The 20,697-nt window shown below is 64.3% G+C and carries 16 protein-coding genes; 10 read left to right on the forward strand and 6 right to left on the reverse strand.

Annotated elements, in window-relative coordinates:
- The first annotated feature begins 79 nt into the window (after positions 1 to 79).
- From KIH79_RS00255 to KIH79_RS00270, 4 genes are all read left to right on the forward strand, one after another.
- Positions 80 to 1,045 carry an L-lactate dehydrogenase gene (locus tag KIH79_RS00255; RefSeq protein WP_219057540.1) on the forward strand — a complete coding sequence of 322 codons (966 nt, stop codon included), beginning with the start codon at positions 80 to 82 and terminating at the stop codon, positions 1,043 to 1,045.
- Between the two features lie 17 nt (positions 1,046 to 1,062).
- A complete protein-coding gene (locus KIH79_RS00260; RefSeq protein WP_236023493.1) occupies positions 1,063 to 1,593 on the forward strand; it encodes a GNAT family N-acetyltransferase in 531 nt (176 codons plus the stop codon).
- A gap of 200 nt (positions 1,594 to 1,793) precedes the next feature.
- On the forward strand, positions 1,794 to 2,327 hold the full coding sequence (locus KIH79_RS00265) for a hypothetical protein (RefSeq protein ID WP_219057541.1): 534 nt from the start codon (positions 1,794 to 1,796) through the stop codon (positions 2,325 to 2,327).
- A gap of 60 nt (positions 2,328 to 2,387) precedes the next feature.
- On the forward strand, positions 2,388 to 2,936 hold the full coding sequence (locus KIH79_RS00270) for a DJ-1/PfpI/YhbO family deglycase/protease (RefSeq protein ID WP_219057542.1): 549 nt from the start codon (positions 2,388 to 2,390) through the stop codon (positions 2,934 to 2,936).
- Between the two features lie 54 nt (positions 2,937 to 2,990).
- Here KIH79_RS00270 and KIH79_RS00275 read toward each other — a convergent pair whose 3' ends face one another.
- Positions 2,991 to 3,152 (reverse strand): hypothetical protein, encoded by a 162-nt coding sequence (locus KIH79_RS00275; RefSeq protein ID WP_219057543.1) that lies wholly within the window; start codon positions 3,150 to 3,152, stop codon positions 2,991 to 2,993.
- A 78-nt stretch (positions 3,153 to 3,230) separates the two neighbouring features.
- The gene (locus KIH79_RS00280) at positions 3,231 to 4,244 is read right to left on the reverse strand and encodes a hypothetical protein (RefSeq protein WP_338023090.1); all 1,014 of its coding nucleotides are present in this window, start codon (positions 4,242 to 4,244) and stop codon (positions 3,231 to 3,233) included.
- Here KIH79_RS00280 and aroA point away from each other — a divergent pair.
- Entirely contained in the window at positions 4,180 to 5,544 is a 1,365-nt protein-coding gene (gene aroA / locus KIH79_RS00285) for a 3-phosphoshikimate 1-carboxyvinyltransferase (protein ID WP_219057544.1), read from the forward strand. The genes KIH79_RS00280 and aroA overlap by 65 nt on opposite strands.
- 172 nt (positions 5,545 to 5,716) lie before the next feature.
- Here the strand turns inward: aroA and KIH79_RS00290 are convergent, their stop codons facing one another.
- The 4 genes from KIH79_RS00290 to guaA form a co-directional block, all read right to left on the reverse strand.
- A complete protein-coding gene (locus KIH79_RS00290) occupies positions 5,717 to 6,946 on the reverse strand; it encodes an acetate/propionate family kinase (RefSeq protein ID WP_219057545.1) in 1,230 nt (409 codons plus the stop codon).
- Positions 6,947 to 7,043: 97 nt separating this feature from the next.
- The gene (gene pta, locus KIH79_RS00295; protein WP_219057546.1) at positions 7,044 to 8,714 is read right to left on the reverse strand and encodes a phosphate acetyltransferase; all 1,671 of its coding nucleotides are present in this window, start codon (positions 8,712 to 8,714) and stop codon (positions 7,044 to 7,046) included.
- Positions 8,715 to 8,917: 203 nt separating this feature from the next.
- Entirely contained in the window at positions 8,918 to 10,411 is a 1,494-nt protein-coding gene (locus KIH79_RS00300) for a DUF1846 domain-containing protein (protein WP_219057547.1), read from the reverse strand.
- 257 nt (positions 10,412 to 10,668) lie between these two features.
- Entirely contained in the window at positions 10,669 to 12,231 is a 1,563-nt protein-coding gene (gene guaA, locus KIH79_RS00305; protein WP_219057548.1) for a glutamine-hydrolyzing GMP synthase, read from the reverse strand.
- A 455-nt stretch (positions 12,232 to 12,686) separates the two neighbouring features.
- On the opposite strand from guaA, the gene KIH79_RS00310 reads away from it, so the two are divergent.
- From KIH79_RS00310 to KIH79_RS00330, 5 genes are all read left to right on the forward strand, one after another.
- Entirely contained in the window at positions 12,687 to 15,164 is a 2,478-nt protein-coding gene (locus tag KIH79_RS00310) for a phosphoketolase (protein ID WP_219057549.1), read from the forward strand.
- A 347-nt stretch (positions 15,165 to 15,511) separates the two neighbouring features.
- Entirely contained in the window at positions 15,512 to 16,564 is a 1,053-nt protein-coding gene (locus tag KIH79_RS00315) for an inorganic phosphate transporter (protein WP_219057550.1), read from the forward strand.
- Positions 16,565 to 16,600: 36 nt separating this feature from the next.
- Entirely contained in the window at positions 16,601 to 17,224 is a 624-nt protein-coding gene (locus KIH79_RS00320) for a DUF47 domain-containing protein (RefSeq protein WP_219057551.1), read from the forward strand.
- Between the two features lie 104 nt (positions 17,225 to 17,328).
- Positions 17,329 to 19,125 carry a DUF6020 family protein gene (locus KIH79_RS00325; RefSeq protein WP_219057552.1) on the forward strand — a complete coding sequence of 599 codons (1,797 nt, stop codon included), beginning with the start codon at positions 17,329 to 17,331 and terminating at the stop codon, positions 19,123 to 19,125.
- Positions 19,122 to 20,663: a lipopolysaccharide biosynthesis protein gene (locus KIH79_RS00330; protein ID WP_219057553.1), complete on the forward strand. Its 1,542-nt coding sequence runs from the start codon at positions 19,122 to 19,124 to the stop codon at positions 20,661 to 20,663. Before KIH79_RS00325 ends, KIH79_RS00330 begins: the two co-directional genes overlap by 4 nt.
- Positions 20,664 to 20,697: the final 34 nt, after the last annotated feature.

The following is a 20,697-nucleotide window of genomic DNA, read 5'->3' on the forward strand; positions in this document are numbered from 1 at the left end:
GTCATGACCGTTGGACCCGTGCCTGGACCAGTACCGGATGCAGGGTTTGGTGCGGGAGGAAGAAAGGAAGGATCGGCATATGGTCACGTCGCATCGCAGTCGGGTGGTGATCGTCGGCACGGGCAGCGTCGGCGCGGCGACGGCCGGCGCCATCGTCCTGCAGGGATTGTGCGACGAATTGGTGCTCATCAACCACAATCCCGACAAGGCGTCCGGACTGGCCATGGACCTCATGGACGGTTCCGACTACACGGGCCGGTTCGTCTCCATCCGCCGCGGCGACTGGGCCGACTGCCGCGACGCCGACATCGTGATCGTCACGGCTGGGCCGAAGCCGAAACCCGGCGAGACGCGCTTCCAGGAGCTCGGCGCGGCCATCGACATCGTCGATCCGATTCTGTGCGCCATCCGCGACTCCGGATTCGACGGCATCCTCATCATGGTCTCCAATCCGGTCGACGTGCTCAGCTGGTTCGCATGGAAGCGCACCGGGCTGCCGCGCGCGCAGGTCATCGGCTCCGGCACGGCGCTCGACACATCCCGCATGAAGGCGATCATCGGCGACATCACCAGACTCGACCCGCGCATGGTGTCCGGCTATGTGATCGGCGAGCACGGCGATTCCCAGTTCGTGCCGTGGTCCACGGTGTCGTTCGTCGGCAAAAGCTTCACCCAATATCTGCAGGACAACCGTTCCCGCTATGCGGACATCACATTGGACGGCATCGAGGAGCGGACGCGCCGGCGCGGTCTGCTCATCAAGTCGCTGCGCGGAGGCACCAGCCAGGGCATCGCAGCCACCGTGGCCGGACTGGCGCGCACGATCCTGTGGGACGAGCGGCGCGTCGTTCCCGTTTCCACGCTGATCGACGGCGAATACGAATACGACGAGCACGACGTGTTCCTGAGTCTGCCGGTCGCGTTGAACGCCGACGGCGTGGGCGATTTCGTCGACCTGCATCTTGACGAGAGCGAGCTGGCCAAGTTCCATCGGTCCGCGCGCATCGTGCGGGAGCATTGCGCGATGATCGCCGACCGTCTGTAGGAGGCCGCTTGGCTGGGATGATGCCTGTGCGCATCCGCGCATACCGATCGGAGGACGCCGCCGCGACGATGGATGTATTCCGTCGCGCCGTCACCGGTACCGCATCGCGTGATTACGACGACGAACAGATACGTGCGTGGGCCGGCCATACCGGCACGCCGGCACAGTGGGATGCACGACGGTCGGCCGTGCATACATGGGTCGCGGAGACGGCGAATGACGGTCTGCCGGTCGTCGGCTTCATCGACGTCGACGACATCGGATACATCGACATGCTGTTCGTCGATCCGACGGCCGCGCGTCACGGCGTCGCCTCGCGGCTGCTCGAGCAGGTGGAACGGTACGCGGCGGCCAACGATATCGCGGAACTCTCCGTCCACGCCAGTATCACCGCACGGCCGTTCTTCCTGCGTCACGGTTTTGACGAGATCGCCGTCCGGCATCCGCATATCGGCGACGTTTCATTCGTCAACTACCTCATGGCGAAGGATGTCCGGTTCCCGGGATTGCGCTCGGAAAATCCCGGGAACCAGACCATGTTCATATGAACATGCATATGCGCGCCATACCGCGGCTGACCCGTCGTCGTAATGTTCGCTGTTGTGTGGTTTGCCGGTTCCCTGGATGAAGCGGCCCAATCCCGGGAACCGGGCCCATACAGAAATCCTGTATTGCAGATTGCCATGACGCGGCATGCGGCAAACAATCGAGGTATTGCATCCGATGTGGGAAAGGAACGAACCATATCATGGGGTGGAAGGCTGATGATCATGAACGACGTCGACATGGCGGCCGCGGCCGGCTGTCGCCGATGATCGTGACGATACTCGCCGTTGCGGTGCCGATACTGGTCATCGTCGGCGGACTGGGATTGAGCTACTGGTACACGCACCGCACGGCCGACACGTCACACATCATCTATGAATATTCGCGGTCCGCGAAATTCACCAAGGTGCAGCTCGACGCAGCCGGGCACAAAACCGCCGAAGTATTCTCCGTCTTTTCCGGCTGTACGATCGAACGCATCTCCTACGACGAGACACGGGCCGACAGGCTGCTTAACCTCGAGGACGAATCCAAGGCCGAGTCGCCGTCCTACTGGTCGGCGATCTATGATGCCTATCACCGGTACGGACGCAGCCGCATCTTCATCGCCACCGTCGACCTCACCTGCGACGGCAGCGACGCGACGCTCAGCTCCGGCGAACAGTCGATGACTGATTACCTGTATCTCAACGACGACGGCAGAACCTGGACCGAAATCGATCACGGCAACGGCTGACGATTGGTCGAAGACGCGGCATAATGGGTGAGAAATCATTCACGTCGTCAAGGAGGAACTATGGCCATCGAGAACGCCAAGGCGCTGATCATCGTGAACAACTGGGGTATCGAGGAGACGGAACTGACCCGTCCGCTGCGTGACCTCAAGGCCGCGGGCGCTGCGGTCACGCTCGCCGCGACCGAACTCGAACCGTGCGAAACCGTGCAGCACGACCGCTACGAAGGCGAGACGCTCACGCCGGACGTGAAGCTGTCCGACGTACAGGCCGCCGGCTACGACCTGCTCGTCGTGCCGGGCGGCACGTGCAACGTCGACCGTCTGCGCGTAAACGAGGACGCGATCACGCTCGCGCAGGAGTTCGCGCACGAAGGCAAGCCGATCGCCGCGATCTGCCACGGCGCATGGCTGCTCGTCAACGCCGGTCTGATGGAGGGCAAGACCGCGTCGCCGTGCCGCTACATCGCGGCCGACATCGAAAACGCTGGCGGCCGTTACATTGACAAGCCGTTGACCATCGATGACGCGAACGGCTGGAAGCTCATCACCTCGCGCACGCCAGCCGACCTCGACTATTTCGTCGGCGCGATCAAGGACACGCTCGCCTGAGTCGCATGCTTCTTCGACATCACACAGTATGACGATGCCGTCCTGCCCGATCAACTATACATGGTTTCGATCGGTGGTCTCGATGACGGCAAGACGGCTTTCGTTGATGCCATCCCGTATCGCCGCTTTGATCACCAGATAGAACACGTATAGCGTGACGGCGGCCAGTACAGCCGCGAGCAGCAACAAGATGATGATGGACATGACGTCTGTCATGATGAACTCCCTTTTTCGCTGGCCATCCAACGGCCATCTCTATTCATTGTAGAGCATGCCGCAACATCCGGTACGATGTCACGCGACAAAGCGCAGGTAGGTGCGATCGTCGAAGGATTCCCGACCAGGGGCGAAGCCTTTGGTGGTGCGGTAGTCGTGGATGAGCTGCGGATCGTCACGACGCAGACGATCCAGTTCTCGCTCCGATTCGGCAAGCGTCGGACGCAGCAGGGGATAGCCGTCCGAGGCGAGCACCACCTCGTCGCCCGGATTGATGGGGACCGTACGGATCGGATACGTCGGATCGGCGAACCCGTCGAACACGAAGTATCCGTATTCGCCGCGCCGGTTCGCGAACCGCGACTGCAATCGTAGGAACGGCAGGATCATGTCACGAGCCGGATCGTCCGTTCCCTGTGTTTCTGCCCGGCCTGTGGCGGCGGATGCCGAGACCGATGCCATATCATCATCCTGTGCGCGGCTTGACCCGTCGCCCAACGCCAACGCCTGCGCGGCGAACGATCGCAGTTCGCCCAACAGCTCGTCCACGCGCTTCACCGTCGGCGTCTGCACGCCGTTCACCATGATCTGACAGTCGCCGAACAGCCACGCCTCATGCCGGCGCGCACTGTAGATCACCGCGTTCGCCTGCAATCGTTCCCACGGCTCGCGTTCAAACAGCGCGGCATCATCGGCAGCGATGTCATACTGCGCTCGCAAGCGTCCATCCAGTATCGTCTGCGCCTGCCGCATCGTCGTATTCGCAGGCAATGCGGCAATCGCGTTCGACAGCAGATTCTTCGCGACGACCCCGCCGCTCGGCCGCCACAGTCGCCGCACGCTCTTGCTCGTCACGCCGTCCACCACGGCAGCAAAACTGCTCGTCACGATCAGACCGTCCTCATTCAACGACTGGTCGGCCTTCTTGCCCCGGCAGCACCGTTCGATCACACGCATGCCTCCACCATAGCGCGCGAAAGCGGACGTACGGTCGCCGACTTTCTCCCGAACCGATACGATAATCCCTATGACTGCAACGACATATCTCGATCCCTGGCCCGCGCCGACGGCGAGCGGGCCGCTGAACGCCACCGTCACCATCCCCGGCAGCAAATCGCTGTCCAACCGGTATCTGGTCCTCGCCGCACTCGGTTCCAAGCCGGTCACGCTGGTCGGCCTGCTGCGCTCGCGCGACACCGAACTCATGATGGGCGCACTGGAAACGCTCGGCGTGCGCTGCGACATCGACCCGGACGTCGACACCACCGTCACTGTCACGCCACCGGCCTCCGGCCGATTCCACGGCAACGTCGACGTATACTGCGGCCTCGCCGGCACGGTCATGCGATTCGTGCCCGGACTCGCGCTGTTCGCCGACGGTCCGGTGCGGTTCGACGGCGACGAACAGGCATACGCGCGTCCGATGAAACCCGTGCTCGACGGACTCGAACAGCTTGGCGCGACCGTCGACTATCACGGCGAAACCGGCTACCTGCCGTTCACGATCACGCCGCCCGCCGCACTGCCGGGTGGCGTCGGCAACGGCGCCGATGATGCTGCCTCGCACGTTGCGATCGACTCGTCTGGCTCGTCGCAGTTCATCTCCGGACTGCTGCTCATCGGCTCGCGACTGCCGGGAGGACTGTCACTGACGCATACCGGCGAGAAGACGCCAAGCCTGCCGCATATCCGCATGACCGTCGCCGACGTGAACGGGGCCGGCGGACACGCGCTCGCCGACGAGGACGCGCGCGTGTGGACGGTCAAACCGGGCGCGCTGCAGCTGCCCGAACGCGTGGTCGTCGAACCGGATCTGTCGAACGCCGCGCCGTTCCTCGGCGCCGCGCTGATCGCCGGCGGTACGGTGCGCGTGCCGCATTGGCCGGTCGAGACGACCCAGCCGGGCGGACTGCTGCCGGGATATCTTGAGCGCATGGGCGCGACGGTCACGTTCCCGGAACGTGACGGCATCCGCTATTGCGAGGTGACGGCGACCGCCGGTGCGATTCGAGGTCTGGGCGACTTTGATCTGACCGCGGCGGGGGAGATCGCACCGTCGCTGGCGGCGATCCTCGTGTTCGCCGACGCGCCGACGCGCATGATCGGCATCGGGCATTTGCGCGGGCATGAGACGAATCGTCTCGAGGCGTTGGTGCGTGAGATCCGACGCGTCGGGGGAGAGGCCCGTGAACTGCCGGACGGCATCGAGATCACGCCGGTGTCGCGAGCCGACCTGCACGGCGCGGTGATGGAATCGTACGCCGATCACCGCATGGCCACGTTCGCCGCGATGATCGGACTCTCGGTGCCGGGCGTGGAGATCGTCAACGTCGCGACCACGCGCAAGACGCTGCCCGACTTCGTGGGCATGTGGACGGGCATGCTGGCGTAGCAAGGCCTCATTGCGTGGCGGAAAACGCTCGCTGAGCCAGCGCTCAGCGAGCGAAAACCGCCAGTCGCGGGGAATGGACGTCGGTACATACGACGAGGGGTGCTGTCGATTCCCGTGTCAGGAATCGACAGCACCCCTCGTGACGTTTTCAGCCGTTCAGCGAATCAGCGATTCACTTGGCGAACTTGTTGCCGTAGGTGTCCTCGCCGGCTTCCGCGATGGCGGCGGACTTGCGGGCGATGGCCAGCTCCTCGTTGGTCGGGATCACGGCGATGACCACGGACGAATCCGGGGTGGAGATGATGCGCGGCTCCTTGGAGCGCTTCGCGTTCTTCTCCTCGTCGAGCTTGACGCCGAACGGGGCGAGCTTGTCGCACACCATCTTGCGCACGATGTCGTCGTTCTCGCCCACACCGGCGGTGAAGGTGATCACGTCGCAGCCACCCATCTGGTAGGTGTAGTTGCCGATGTAGCTCACGATGCGGTGCACGTACACGTCGAGCGCCAGCTTGGCGTCCTCGTTGCCCTCGGCCACCAGACGGTGAACCTCGCGCAGATCGCCGAAGCCGGTCATGCCCATCATGCCGGAACGCTTGTTGAACAGGGCGTCCAGCTCGTCCACGTTCATGTGGGCGTTGCGGATGAGGTGGAACACGACGGCCGGGTCGATGTCGCCGGTGCGGCCGCCCATGACGAGGCCCTCGAGCGGGGTCAGGCCCATGGAGGTCTCGACCGGCTTGCCGGAGATCTCGGCGGAGGCGGAGGCGCCGTTGCCGATGTGCAGGACGATCTGCTTGAGGCCCTCGGCCGGCTTGCCGACGACTTCCGGCACCACGGAGGAGATGAACTCGTGGGAGGTGCCGTGGGCGCCGTAGCGGCGGATGTGGTACTGGTCGGCGATCTCCTTGTTCAGCGCGTAGGTGCTGGCGGCCTTCGGCAGCTGGAAGAAGAAGGAGGAATCGAAGACGAAGATCTGCGGCACGTCCGGCAGCAGGGCGCGCATGACCTCGGCGCCCTTGGCCTCCGGGCCGTTGTGCAGCGGGGCGAGCACGGCCAGATCCTTGACGGCGTTGATGGTCTTGTCGTTGACCAGGGCCGGCTTCGGGAAGAGGGAGCCGCCCTGCACCACGCGGTGGCCGACGGCCACGATGCCCGCGTCGGAGAGCTTCGGGCCATACTCCTCGAAGAAGCCGAGCACACGCTTCAGACCCTGCTCGTGATCGTGGATCGGCTCCTCGAGCTCATGCTTCTCGCCGTTGTACTCGTGCTTGTAGTGGCCGTCGATCGGCTCGCCGATCTTCTCCACCAGGCCGGAAGCGAGGCCTTCGCCGGATTCGAGGTCCACCAGCTGGTACTTGATCGAGCTGGAGCCGGAATTGATGACAAGGACGGTTTTCGCCATTGTGGGCATCCTCCATATTGTTTGCCGTGCCGCGAGAACGCGGCTTTCCAAATCTTCAGACTACTCGCTGCTTGCTACAAACGACGCGGCAGCGCGACTACTGCGCCTCGATGGCGGTCAGGGCGATCGTGTTGATGATGTCCTGCACGAGCGCGCCGCGCGACAGGTCGTTGACCGGCTTGTTCAGGCCCTGCAGCACCGGGCCGATGGCCAGTGCCCCGGAGGAGCGCTGCACGGCCTTGTAGGCGATGTTGCCGGCGCACAGGTCGGGGAACACGAACACGTTGACGTGGCCGGCCACGTCGTTGCCCTTGGCCTTGGTGGCGGCCACGCTGGGCGACCACGCGGCGTCGAACTGGATGGAGCCGACGACCGGCAGGTCGGGGGCCTTTTCCTTGACGATGCGCGTCGCCTCCTCGACCACGTCCACGTCCGGGCCCTTGCCGGAGCCGAGCGTGGAGTAGGAGAGCATGCCGACCTTCGGCTCGATGCCGAACGCCTTCGCGGTCTCGGCGGACTGCAGCGCGATTTCGGCGAGCTGCTCGGCGTCCGGGTTGAGGTTGATGGCGCAGTCGGCGAACACGGCGACATGGTCCTTGAAACACATGAGGAACGCGCCGGAGACGAGCTTCTGGCCGGGCTTGGTCTTGATGACCTGCAGGGCAGGGCGCACGGTGTTGGCGGTGGAGTTGATCGAACCGGAGACGAGGCCGTCGGCGTAGCCGAGCACGACGAGCATGGTGCCGAAGTAGCTGGCGTCGGCCAGCTGCTTGCGGGCCTGTTCTTCGGTCATGCCCTTCTTGGCGCGCAGCTCGCACAGCTTGGCGACCATGGGCTTGAGCACGTTCTCGTCGTCCTTGGCCTGGAAGCGCGCCCTGTCGAGATGTTTGAGCCCGAGTTCGGCGCCGCGGGCGAGGATGGCGTCCTTGTCGCCGACGATGATGAGGTTCACGATCTCGCGTTCGAGCAGGTAGTCGGCCGCCTTGATGATGCGGTCCTCCTCGCCTTCGGGCAGCACGATCGTCTTCTTGTTGGACTTCGCGCGGCCGAGCAGGCTGTACTGGAACGCGTACGAGGTGACGGGGAATTCGACGTCCGCGTCGAGCGCGCGCAGCACCTCCTCGGTGGGCACGTTCGCCTGGAACGCGTCGAGCGCGGCGTCGGCCTGGGCGGCGTCCTCGAACGGGGTCTGCGGGATGGTCCACACGGGCAGGCCGAAGTCGGCGAGCGTGTTCTTGACGGAGACGGAGTGGCGCGGCTCGCAGCCGGTCACGAAGATGCCGAGCACCTTGTTGCCGGCCTTCTCCATGCCTTCGATGGACAGCTGCACGGTTTCCTTGAGCTCGTCGGGCCAGCGGTCGATGGTGCACACGGCGAGGAACACGCCGGCCTGCAGGTCGGCGGCGATGTTCGCGTTGAACTCGTAGGTGGTGGGGTCGTTGACGTGCGACTTGTCGGTGCCGACGATGAGGGCCGCGTCGGCACGGGACACGTTCATCGCGTCGTTGAACGCGGCCACGATGTCGCCGCGGGCGGCTTCCTTGTCGCGGCGCACCTGGTGGATGTCGAGGCCGGTGGACAGGGCCACGCCGAGCCCGGCGTTGGAGGCGGCGAGCAGGACGGGCGTGAAGTGGTCGTGGTTGGAGACGGCGGGGCGGAACACGGCGGTCTTGTACTTGGTGGTCAGGGCCTTGAGCACGCCGTAGGCGACGACGTTGCGCCCGTTGGCTCCCTCGGGGCTGGCGATGTAGACGTTGGTAATGGTCACGATTATCTCCTCGTTGATGGTTGCGCGTGTGACCGCTTTGTTCACACTCATCGCCCATTGTAGTGCGAGGGGATTCGCCCTCACCGGTGCCCGGTGATGTGACTTGCATCACAGTGGCGTGATGAGGAGGGGCGTGAGGAATTTCGATTCATTCCGCACGCCCCGTTATGGCTTTGCGCGTTTTGCGCGAGGACTCTTATCGGTTACTTGTGGTAAAGACTTACTCGCTCGTATTTCGGCTCGCAGCACACGTTGATGCCGAGCTTGCGGTAGGTCGCCTCGTCGGTCGGGGAGACGATGACCGAGAAGAACGCGTCGCAGCCGCGCAGCCGTTCGAGTCCGGCGATGACCTTCGCCGCGGTCGGGTCGGACGCGCTGGTGATCGACAGCGCGATCAGCGTCTCGTCGGAGTGCAGGCGGCGGTTGGTGCTGTGCAGATGCTCGGTTTTGAGCGTGCAGATCGGTTCGATGTTCGCGTCGTCGATCACCGGCAGCTCCGCGTCCACGCCGGTCACGGCCTTGAGCGCGTTCATGAGCAGCGCGCTGGCCGCACCCATGAGCACGCCGGTCTTGCCGGTGACCACCCGCCCGTCGGGCAGCACCATCGCTCCGGCCGGCGCCCCGGTGAGCTCCTCCTTGCGCAGCGCGGCTGCACGTGCGGGGGAGAGGTTGTCGTCCACGCCGGCGCGCTGCATGATCGAACGGAGACGTTCGACCTGCTCTTCGCCGGTTCCGGTGCGTTTGAGCTGTTCGGCGGCCGTGAAGTAGCGCCGCACGATCTCCATCTTCGCGGCCTCGCGGCACGCCTCGTCGTCGTCGATCGCGTAGCCGGCCATGTTCACGCCCATATCGGTGGGGCTCTGGTAGGGGCTTTCGCCCATGATGCGCTCCATCATGGCCTTGAGCACGGGGAACGCCTCGACGTCGCGGTTGTAGTTGACGGTGGTCTCGCCGTGCGCCTCGAGATGGAACGGGTCGATGATATTCGCGTCGTCGAGGTCGGCAGTGGCCGCCTCGTACGCGATGTTGACCGGATGGTTGAGCGGCAGGTTCCAGATCGGGAACGTCTCGTATTTCGCGTAGCCGGCCTTGATCCCGCGCCGGTGCTCATGATAGAGCTGCGACAGGCAGGTGGCGAGCTTGCCCGAGCCCGGTCCGGGCGCGGTGACGACGACGAGCGGACGGCTGGTTTCGACGTAGTCGTTGCGGCCGTATCCGTCGTCGGAGACGATGCGCTCGATGTCGTGCGGATAGCCGGCGATCGGATAGTGCAGATAACAGGTGACGCCAAGCTGTGCGAGCCGGCGCCGGTAGACGTCGGCGGCCGGCTGGCCCGCGTACTGCGTGAGCACGACGGAGCCGACGTGAAAGTCGCGCGAACGGAATATGTCGATCAGACGCAGCACGTCTTCGTCGTAGGTGATGCCGAGGTCGCCGCGCATCTTGGCCTTTTCGATGTGGTTGGCGTTGATCGCGATGACGATCTCCACGTCCTGCCTCATGCTTTCGAGCATGCGGAACTTGGTGTCGGGCTGGAATCCGGGCAACACGCGCGACGCATGGTAGTCGTCGAACAGTTTGCCGCCGAATTCGAGATACAGCTTGCCGCCGAACTGCGCGATGCGCTTTTTGATGTTGTCGGCCTGCAGCGCGATGTACTTGTCGTTGTACTTGTCGTTGTCGAATCCCTGTCGCATGGGCGCCCATCCTTTTCGAACGTCGTCGTAAACGCAAGGATTATACCGGAAAACCGGTTTTGCCGCGACATGCGAAAGCGGGTCGGAACCCAAAGGATTCCGACCCGCTGTATATTCCATCAGCTGATCCGATGATCAACTTCCGAAGAATTCCAGAGGGAATAATTGCAGGATGCGTGCGGTAGCAAGGCGCACCGAGGGAAGACGTACTGAGTACGTCGACCGAGGAGCAACGCAGCTAACGCTCCATTCTGCAATTATTCCCATTCGATGGTTGCCGGGGGCTTGGAAGTGCAGTCGAGCACGACGCGGTTGATCTGGCGGCATTCGTTGGTGATGCGCGTGGAGATCGTGGCGAGGACGTCGTAGGGCAGGCGCGACCAGTCGGCGGTCATGGCGTCCTCGGAGGAGACGGGGCGCAGGACGATGGGGGAGCCGTAGGTGCGCTCGTCGCCCTGGACGCCGACGGAGTGGACGTCGGCGAGGAGCACGACGGGGCACTGCCAGATGTCGCGGTCGAGGCCGGCCTTGGTGAGTTCCTCGCGGGCGATGGCGTCGGCTTCGCGCAGCAGGTCGAGGCGTTCCTTGGTGATTTCGCCGATGATGCGGATGCCAAGGCCCGGGCCGGGGAACGGCTGGCGCCAGACGATCTCGTCGGGCAGGCCGAGCTCGGTGCCGATGGCGCGCACCTCGTCCTTGAACAGGGTGCGCAGCGGTTCGACGAGCTGGAACTTGAGGTCCTTGGGCAGGCCTCCGACGTTGTGGTGGCTCTTGATGTTGGCCGCGCCGTCGCCGCCGCCGGACTCGACGACGTCCGGGTACAGCGTGCCCTGCACGAGGAACTTGACTTCCTTGCCGCGCGCGCCTGCCTCTTCGAGGACCTGGCGCTGGGCCTTTTCGAAGGTGCGGATGAACTTTTCGCCGATGATCTTGCGCTTCTTCTCCGGCTCGGAGACGCCCTTCAAGGCAGTGAGAAAGTCGTCGGCGGCGTCGACGGTGATGAGGCGGATGCCGGTGGCGGCGACGAAGTCGTGCTTGACCTGCTCGACCTCGCCCTTCCTGAGCAGGCCGTGGTCGACGAACACGCAGGTGAGCTGGTCGCCGACGGCCTTGTGCACGAGGGCCGCGGCGACGGCGGAGTCGACGCCGCCGGACAGGCCGCAGATCACTTCGGCGTCGCCGACCTGCTCGCGGATCTTCTTCACCTGATCCTCGATGATGCCGGAGGCGTCCCAGTCGTTGGGCAGGCCGGCGCACTGGTGCAGGAAGGTTTCGATGAGCCGCTGGCCCATCGGGGTGTGCTTGACTTCAGGGTGCCACTGCACGCCGTAGAGCTTGCGGGATTCGTCCTGCATGGCGGCGACGGGGGCGCCTTCGGTGTGGGCGAGGACCTCGAAGCCGGCCGGCGCGGTCTTGACGGCGACGCCGTGGCTCATCCACGTGTTCTGCTCGGCGGGTGAGCCGGCGAGGATGCCGTCCGCGTGGTCGATGGTCGTTTCGGTCTTGCCGTATTCGCCGAGCGCCGCCTTGTCGACGTCCGCGCCGAGCGCGTAGGCCATGGCCTGGAAGCCGTAGCAGATGCCGAGCACCGGGACGCCGGCGTCGAACAGCTTCGTGTCGACGCGCGGGGCGCCGGGCTCGAAGACGGAGGCGGGGCCGCCGGACAGGATGATGGCCTTGGGATCCTTGGCGAGGATCTCGTCGGCCGGCATGGAGTGGGGCACGAGCTCGGAGTAGACGCCGGCCTCGCGCACGCGGCGCGCGATGAGCTGGGCGTACTGGGCTCCGAAATCAACGACAAGGACAGGACCTGTTGCCATGAATTCTCCCTTATATGCAATTGGGTGTTCCGGACGATTAACAGATCCATTGTGGCGGCGCAAGGCGACATTGGAGCCGTTTTGACGTGCCGGGCCTCGGGTGGGGAGAAAGTAACATTCCGTTACGTTCGTTTTAACAACACGCCGCGTTCCTTTGACGGGAAACGAACGTGGCCTATATGCTTAAAACGTTGATTCGGCGCGAAAAATGGCCGTTTTCAGGTAACGTTTCGGTGAATTGCGTATTCACAAAATCCCCATCGAAAGCAAACAAAACATTAGATTTTCCTAACATTTTCGAACACACACGCAAAAAATCGGTCAAAAGTCGGGCATCAATCGTATGATGCCAAGTGATTGGGATTGAGCACGGCTGAATCGCAAGGCTCGGCACGGCCCATGACCTACCGATAATAACCAATCGCACAACACAGTGCAGGAGTACAGGAGTACATATGACGAGTCCTGTTATTGGCACCCCTTGGAAGAAGCTCAACGCTCCGGTTTCCGAGGAATCCCTCGAAGGCGTTGACAAGTACTGGCGTGCAGCCAACTACCTTTCCATCGGCCAGATCTATCTGCGTTCGAACCCGCTGATGAAGGCGCCGTTCACCCGCGAAGACGTCAAGCACCGTCTGGTCGGCCACTGGGGCACCACCCCGGGCCTGAACTTCCTCATCGGCCACATCAACCGCTTCATCGCTGATCACTCCCAGAACACCGTGATCATCATGGGCCCGGGCCACGGCGGCCCGGCCGGTACCTCCCAGTCCTACCTGGACGGCACCTACACCGAGACCTTCCCGAAGATCACCAAGGACGAGGCCGGCCTGCAGAAGTTCTTCCGTCAGTTCTCCTACCCGGGCGGCATCCCGTCCCACTTCGCTCCGGAGACCCCGGGCTCCATCCATGAGGGTGGCGAGCTGGGCTACGCCCTGTCCCACGCCTACGGCGCGATCATGAACAACCCGAGCCTGTTCGTCCCGGCCATCGTCGGCGACGGCGAGGCCGAGACCGGCCCGCTGGCCACCGGCTGGCAGTCCAACAAGCTCGTCAACCCGCGCACCGACGGCATCGTGCTGCCGATCCTGCACCTCAACGGCTACAAGATCGCCAACCCGACCATCCTGTCCCGCATCTCCGACGAAGAGCTCCACGAGTTCTTCCACGGCATGGGCTACGAGCCGTACGAGTTCGTCGCCGGCTTCGACGATGAGGACCACATGTCCATCCACCGTCGCTTCGCCGAGCTGTTCGAGAACGTCTGGGACGAGATCTGCGACATCAAGGCCGCCGCTCAGACCGACGACGTGCATCGTCCGTTCTACCCGATGATCATCTTCCGCACCCCGAAGGGCTGGACCTGCCCGAAGTTCATCGACGGCAAGAAGACCGAGGGCTCCTGGCGTTCGCATCAGGTCCCGCTGGCTTCCGCCCGCGACACCGAGGCCCACTTCGAGGTCCTCAAGAACTGGCTCGAGTCCTACAAGCCGGAGGAGCTGTTCGACGAGAACGGTGCCGTCCGTCCGGAAGTCACCGCCTTCATGCCGAAGGGCGAGCTGCGCATCGGCGCCAACCCGAACGCCAACGGCGGCCTGATCCGCGAGGACCTCAAGCTCCCGAAGCTCGAGGACTACGAGGTCAAGGAAGTCCAGGAGTACGGCCACGGCTGGGGCCAGCTCGAGGCCACCCGTCGTCTGGGCGTCTACACCCGCGACATCATCAAGCTGAACCCGGATTCGTTCCGCATCTTCGGACCGGACGAGACCGCGTCCAACCGTCTGCAGGCCGCGTACGACGTCACCAACAAGCAGTGGGACGCCGGCTACCTGTCCGAGCAGGTCGATGAGCACATGGCCGTCACCGGTCAGGTCACCGAGCAGCTCTCCGAGCACCAGATGGAAGGCTTCCTCGAGGCCTACCTGCTCACCGGCCGTCACGGCATCTGGAGCTCCTACGAGTCCTTCGTGCACGTGATCGACTCCATGCTCAACCAGCACGCGAAGTGGCTGGAGGCCACCGTCCGTGAGATCCCGTGGCGCAAGCCGATCTCCTCGATGAACCTCCTGGTCTCCTCGCACGTGTGGCGTCAGGATCACAACGGCTTCTCGCACCAGGATCCGGGCGTGACCTCCGTCCTGCTGAACAAGTGCTTCAACAACGACCACGTCATTGGCATCTACTTCCCGGTTGATTCCAACATGCTGCTGGCCGTCGCCGAGAAGTGCTACAAGTCCACCAACAAGATCAACGCGATCATCGCCGGCAAGCAGCCGGCCGCCACCTGGCTGACCCTCGACGAGGCCCGTGCCGAGCTCGAGAAGGGTGCCGCCGAGTGGAAGTGGGCTTCCAACGTCGAGTCCAACGACGAGGCCGACATCGTGCTGGCCGCCGCCGGTGACGTCCCGCAGCAGGAGCTCATGGCCGCCGCCGACAAGCTGGCCGCCCTGGGCATCAAGTTCAAGGTCGTCAACGTCGTGGATCTGCTCGCTCTGCAGTCCGCCAAGGAGAACGACGAGGCCCTGTCCGACGAGGAGTTCGCCGAGATCTTCACCGCCGACAAGCCGGTCCTCTTCGCGTACCACTCCTACGCCCGCGACGTGCGTGGCCTGATCTACGATCGCCCGAACCACGACAACTTCAACGTCCACGGCTACGAGGAGCAGGGCTCCACCACCACCCCGTACGACATGGTCCGCGTGAACAACATCGACCGCTATGAGCTGACCGCCGAGGCCCTGCGCATGGTTGACGCCGAGAAGTTCGCCGACAAGATCAACGAGCTCGAGGCCTTCCGTCAGGAAGCCTTCCAGTTCGCGGTCGACAACGGCTACGATCACCCGGATTACACCGACTGGGTGTACTCCGGCGTGAAGACCGACGTTCAGGGTGCCGTCACCGCCACCGCCGCCACCGCCGGCGACAACGAGTGACATTAGCCTGATCGCTAGGTCATAACGGCAAAAATGCTCCCCGAGGAATCCTCGGGGAGCATTTTTTTATCGAGATACATGAGATCACAATGACGCGGCGCGTGACCGGGATCGCGTGCGACAAACCGTTGATGTTGCAAAACCCTTATTTCCCAACAGTTTCGAAACCCGCCCGTATCAATCGGTCTGATCCCGGTCACGCTCCGCGTCGCGAGAATACATGCGACGACCGCACAAGGAACGCGCACGGAACTCACGCGACACGAATAACGTGACTACGTAGCTACGTATCGTATACAATCGGAATGTTTGTAGTCTGCCCTCGAAGAAGAAGGAACTGATCCCCCGTGGATGTGTCCCTGTCCTATTTCATCCAACAGGTACTTTCCAACCCCGCACTGTTCGTTACAACGTTGCTGACGCTCGGCGTCATCTTCGTCAACGGATGGACCGACGCACCCAACGCCATCGCCACCTGTGTGACGACGCGGTGCATGCGCGTGCGGTCGGCCGTCATCATGGCCGCGGTGCTCAACTTCCTCGGCGTCTTTCTCATGACGCAGATCAACGCGTCGGTCGCCTCCACCATCTCCACCATGGTCGACTTCGGAGGCGACACGCATGCGGCGCTCATCGCACTGTGCGCGGCGTTGTTCTCCATCGTCATCTACAGTGTCGGCGCATCCATGCTCGGCATCCCCACGTCGGAAAGCCACAGCCTCATTGCCGGCCTGTCCGGCGCGGCCATCGCCATTCAGGGCGGCATGGGCGGCATCAACATGGGCGAGTGGGTCAAGGTGCTCTACGGCCTCGTGGCCAGCCTCATCATCGGCTTCGTCATGGGCTGGATCGTATGCAAGGCCGTCACGCTCATCTGTGCAGGCCTTGATCGCCGCCGCACCAACGGGTTCTTCACCTACGCACAGATCGTCGGCGCGGCCGCCATGAGCTTCATGCACGGCGCGCAGGACGGCCAGAAATTCATCGGCGTGCTCTTCCTCGGCATGGCGTTCTGCAACGGGCAGCCGAGCGTCGCCGGCGTGGTGATCCCCGTGTGGCTCATGATCCTGTGCAGCACCATCATGGGCGTCGGCACGTCCGTCGGCGGCGAGAAGATCATCAAATCCGTCGGACAGGACATGGTCCGCCTCGAAAAGTACCAAGGCTTCTCGGCCGACCTGTCAAGCGCGCTGTGCCTGCTGCTCATGACCGTGCTCGGCATCCCCGTCTCCACCACGCACACCAAGACCAGCGCCATCATGGGCGTCGGCGCGGTCCGGCGCCTCTCGGCCATCAACTTCGGCGTGGTGCGCGACATGATGCTCACCTGGGTGTTCACGTTCCCCGGCTGCGGCGTCATCAGCTTTATCATGGCCAAACTGTTCATGTTCGTGTTCTAAACCGCCGCATCCGAGTAAGTTCAGGAGGAACCAGCAATGGCACGGAAAAACGACTCGTTCTATTTCGACGGATTCAGGCAGAGCGCCGACTGCGCCTGTCAGGCCGCGCACCTGCTGAGCGACGTCATGCACACGTTCGATCCGGCGCAGCTGCGCGCGCGGATGGACGACATGCACCGCATCGAACAGGCCGCCGACGAGGTGCGACACCGGATGCTGGACGAACTGGTGACCGCGTTCATTACCCCGTTCGACCGCGAGGACATCGCCGAGCTCAGCCACATTCTCGACAACGTCACCGACAGCATCGAAGGCGTGCTCGACCGCATGTACTACGACAACGTGACCGTGATGCGCGACGACGCGCTCGAAATGGCCGACATGGTCGTGCGCGCCTGCGAGAGGATCGCGGCGCTCGTCGCCGAACTGCCGCAGTTCAAGCGCTCCAAGACGCTGCGCGAACTGGTGTTCGACATCAACACCATCGAAACCGACGCCGACCACGTGTTCATCGAGGCGATGCGCACGCTGCACACCACATGCGACGATCCGATGCAGGTGCTCGCATGGCACGACGTGTACCGTCACCTCGAACAGTGCGCCGACGACTGCGAGCACGTCGCCGACACCGTCGACAGCATCGTGATGAAAAACAGCTGACGGGGAAGCGGGCCGCCGCCCCGGCGTTACCGGACCGACACCACTCGATGAACAGTAGGCCAATTGCCTTCGGCTGAGCGGAGACGTCCCCTATCGTCGTAAGCATGGAGTTGGGCAGGTTCGAACCGCCATCGGCGGCCCAGACGGCGCTGTGCCTCGCATGCGGCGTGGTCGTCGCGGGGGCGGACGACGCCGCGACCGTCGCGACGCTCGGGCCGTTCGGCATTCGTTTCGCCGCCCGTGCGCTCGGCATCGGCCTGTTCCTCCTCGTCGCGTTCCTTGTCGGCGAGCGTCTTATGAAGATTCCGGGGGAAACGCGACGAGCCGGCGCCCTTCCCGTATTGGAACGCTACCGGTCCCTGCCGTTCGCCGGGCGTATTCTCATACCATCCGCGGCCATGATCGCATGCTGGACGCCGGTCATCGTCATGATGTACCCCGGAACCATCTGGTACGACACCGGCGACCAGATCGCCCAATGGTACGGCATCGAAGCGTACGGGCAGCCCGCCGGCTCGATCTCCTCCCATCATCCGCTGCTCGACACGATCGTGTTCGGCTCGCTCGCACGTCTCGGCGACGCGCTCGCCGGCGACTATCAGCGCGCATTGGCCGTCTACGCCGTCGTCCAGTGCGTCGTCATGTGCGTGGAGCTGACCGGCGTGTGCCTATATGTCGCGCATGTCGGGCGGGAAGGGGCCGCGCGCAAGGCCGCCGTCGCCCTGTTCGCCTTCTTCTCGCTGTTTCCCGCCCTTGCGATCTTCATGATGTCGATCGTCAAGGATTCGCTGCATCTCCTGTTCCTCGTCCCGTGGCTGGTGATGTTCGCCGAGACCGCCCGCACTCGTCTCGAGGCGCTGCGTTCGCCCCGTTTCGCCGCCGGGTTCGTGGCCTTGTCCGTGCTGGCCGCCCTGACGACGATGACCGGACTGTACGTGACGATCCTTTCCCTGTGCTGCCTGCCGTTGACGCGGGCCGGTCGGGCGGGTCGGCTGCGCGCGCTTGCCGTCGCCGCCGTCACGGCGCTCATCGCGACGGTCGTCTTCCCGGCCGCCGTCCGTTCCATCCTTGACGTGGCGCACGAGGATCAGAACCAGCTGCTGGTCGTGCCGATGCAGATGACCGCGCGATATGCGCTCGACCATCCGGACGACGTGACCGACGCGGAGCGGGCCGCCATCGACCGCGTCAACCATGTGCCGTTCGAGGACATGGTCTCCCGCTACAACCCGTATCTGGCCGACCTGGTCATCCAGTATTCGCTGCGCGATCCCTCGGGCGTGGGGGAGTATCTCCGGGCGTGGGCTGCGATGGGCCTGCGCCATCCGGACTCGTATGCGAATGCGTTCGCCGCCCTCGAATCGGGCTGGTTCTCGTTGCGGCGTACGCCGACGGACATCACCGACCGGGGGATCGGGCTCGATGAACTGCGCGGGATCGCAGAACAGGCGACGGCCAACCGTATCCGGTTCCAGATCGCCGATGCGGTCAGCCCCTCGTTCGCACGCATGCCCCGGCACCTTGCGAACCGCCCGAACCACGCGACCCGCGATGGACAATCGCGCGTCTACGCCCTGTGGGGGTTCTGGCAGTCGACGCCCGTGCTCCTGGCGCTCACGCTGACGGCACTGTGGACGTTCCTCCTGCCGGCGTTCCTCCTCTTCCGCCTGCTGCGGCCCCCATACGGTCGCGTGCTTGCCCGCACCGCGCTGCCGGCCGCGTATGCGGCGCCGCTCGTCTGGTCGCTGCTGTCGCTGCTGGCCAACGCGATCTCCGTCCCGCTCAAGCCCACAGCCAGCAGATACATGCTGTGGGCGCTCGTCGTCGTCCCGTTCATGCTCGCCCTGTGCGCGTCGGAACGGCCGGAAAGCAATTGCCCGATGAAAGGAAACGGCCGATGAACCGCGGACTTATCCTGAACCTCATCAGCAATCTCGCGTTCTTCGTCAGCGGATACGCGATCCACTACTTTCTCGGCGGATTCGCCTCGCCGGCCGCCTACGGCGTGGTGGGCACCGTCATCACCGTGCTCGACATCGAATACCTGTTCGTGTCCAACGGTGCGCGGCAGTCCCTGTCGCGCACCCTGTCGTCCGGACGGTACGACCCGCGCGACGTGGTCGTCAAGACCCTCGTCGTGCAGACGGCCATCGTCGCCGTGTTCGTGGCCGTCGACGTGTTCGGAGCCCCCGTGTTCGGCCGGGTGCTGAACGACCGGTCGCTCGACCTGTACATGCGTCTGGCCGCGTTTCTCGTACCCGCCAACGGCCTGTACGTCGTGATGCTCGGCGTCAACGACGGGCTGAAACGCTTCGGTCACAGCGCGCTCCTGTCCACGCTGTACCCGCTCGTCAAGCTCGGCACGATCCCGCTGATCATGATCGTGTTCCCCGACCGGCCGGTCATGGGCGTGGAGGTCGGCTACTGCGCGGCGATGGTGCTCGTCATCCTCATCGGCGCGGCGACGCTCGTGCCGCATCTGACCGGCATGCGCCGGCGCGGCGGGGCCTCCGCCGAGCCTCGATCCCGCATCGGCTGGCGCGAGGCCGCGCACGGCACGATCTCGTTCTCCCTGTTCTTCATCATGGCCTCGCTTGTCCTGAGCGCCGACACGCTCGTCGTCAAGGCCAACCTGCCCGACGCGATGTCCGGGTTCTACACGGGAGCGATGAACTTCGGCAAGACCACGTACTACCTCCTGCAGGCGTTCGCCGTGATCATCCTGCCCGTCGTCTCCGGCCTCATCGGCGAGGGGCTGCGTGGCGAGGCGCTCGCCAAGGCCCGCGACCTCGTGCTGCTGGCCATCGTGTTCATCCTGCCGATGGCCGTCTCCATTTCGGCCACGAGCCCGAACCTCCTGTCGTCCTTCTACTCGCGACCATTCTCCGTGGCCGCGCCGGCCCTGTCGTGCCTTGCGCTCTCGAGCTTCTTCATGGGCGCCACGGTCGTGCTCAACATGGTGCTGAACGCCGAGCGGGACACGCGCTTCTCCGACATCCTTTCCGCCGTGTCCCTGCCGGTCGTGGTCGTCGCGTTCGTCGCCGCCGCCCGTCTCGGGGGCATCACCGCCGTGGCCGCCACGAGCATGGGCGCGACGTTCCTGACGATGCTCGTCTCCTACCGTGAGGTGCGCCGTCGGTTCGGCGACGTCATGTCGAGCGCCGCATGGACCGTCGTCGGCGTCAACGTCGTCCTGTGGGCCGTGATGGCGGCGCTCGGCTCGGTGCTTCCCGTCCGCAGCTTCATCGTGCTCGTGCTCATCTACGCGTTCGCGTACGCGGCCTATCTGGCGGTGCTCGCCGTGACGGGCGTGCTCTCCGCGGCGTGGGTCAAGGCGTTCGCCGCGGGGTTGGGCCGCGGCGGCGCGGCCGGCGGACCCGCGGGAGGCGGCGCGCGGACGGCCTCGGCCGCCGCCGGCATGGAGGGGAGCGTCAGGTGATTCGGGGAATCCGGATGACCCGGATGACCCGGAT

The sequence above is a fragment of the Bifidobacterium miconis genome, from assembly GCF_019331735.1.
Taxonomy (GTDB): Bacteria; Actinomycetota; Actinomycetes; order Actinomycetales; family Bifidobacteriaceae; genus Bifidobacterium; species Bifidobacterium miconis.

Coding starts and splice junctions, on each gene's coding strand:
- KIH79_RS00310 (WP_219057549.1), top strand. CDS start 12,687: ATGACGAGTCCTGTTATTGGCACCCCTTGGAAGAAGCTCAACGCTCCG.
- aroA (WP_219057544.1), top strand. CDS start 4,180: ATGACTGCAACGACATATCTCGATCCCTGGCCCGCGCCGACGGCGAGC.
- KIH79_RS00265 (WP_219057541.1), top strand. CDS start 1,794: ATGGGGTGGAAGGCTGATGATCATGAACGACGTCGACATGGCGGCCGC.
- KIH79_RS00255 (WP_219057540.1), top strand. CDS start 80: ATGGTCACGTCGCATCGCAGTCGGGTGGTGATCGTCGGCACGGGCAGC.
- KIH79_RS00300 (WP_219057547.1), bottom strand. CDS start 10,411: ATGCGACAGGGATTCGACAACGACAAGTACAACGACAAGTACATCGCG.
- KIH79_RS00325 (WP_219057552.1), top strand. CDS start 17,329: ATGGAGTTGGGCAGGTTCGAACCGCCATCGGCGGCCCAGACGGCGCTG.
- KIH79_RS00330 (WP_219057553.1), top strand. CDS start 19,122: ATGAACCGCGGACTTATCCTGAACCTCATCAGCAATCTCGCGTTCTTC.
- KIH79_RS00275 (WP_219057543.1), bottom strand. CDS start 3,152: ATGACAGACGTCATGTCCATCATCATCTTGTTGCTGCTCGCGGCTGTA.
- guaA (WP_219057548.1), bottom strand. CDS start 12,231: ATGGCAACAGGTCCTGTCCTTGTCGTTGATTTCGGAGCCCAGTACGCC.
- KIH79_RS00290 (WP_219057545.1), bottom strand. CDS start 6,946: ATGGCGAAAACCGTCCTTGTCATCAATTCCGGCTCCAGCTCGATCAAG.
- KIH79_RS00260 (WP_236023493.1), top strand. CDS start 1,063: ATGATGCCTGTGCGCATCCGCGCATACCGATCGGAGGACGCCGCCGCG.
- KIH79_RS00270 (WP_219057542.1), top strand. CDS start 2,388: ATGGCCATCGAGAACGCCAAGGCGCTGATCATCGTGAACAACTGGGGT.
- KIH79_RS00320 (WP_219057551.1), top strand. CDS start 16,601: ATGGCACGGAAAAACGACTCGTTCTATTTCGACGGATTCAGGCAGAGC.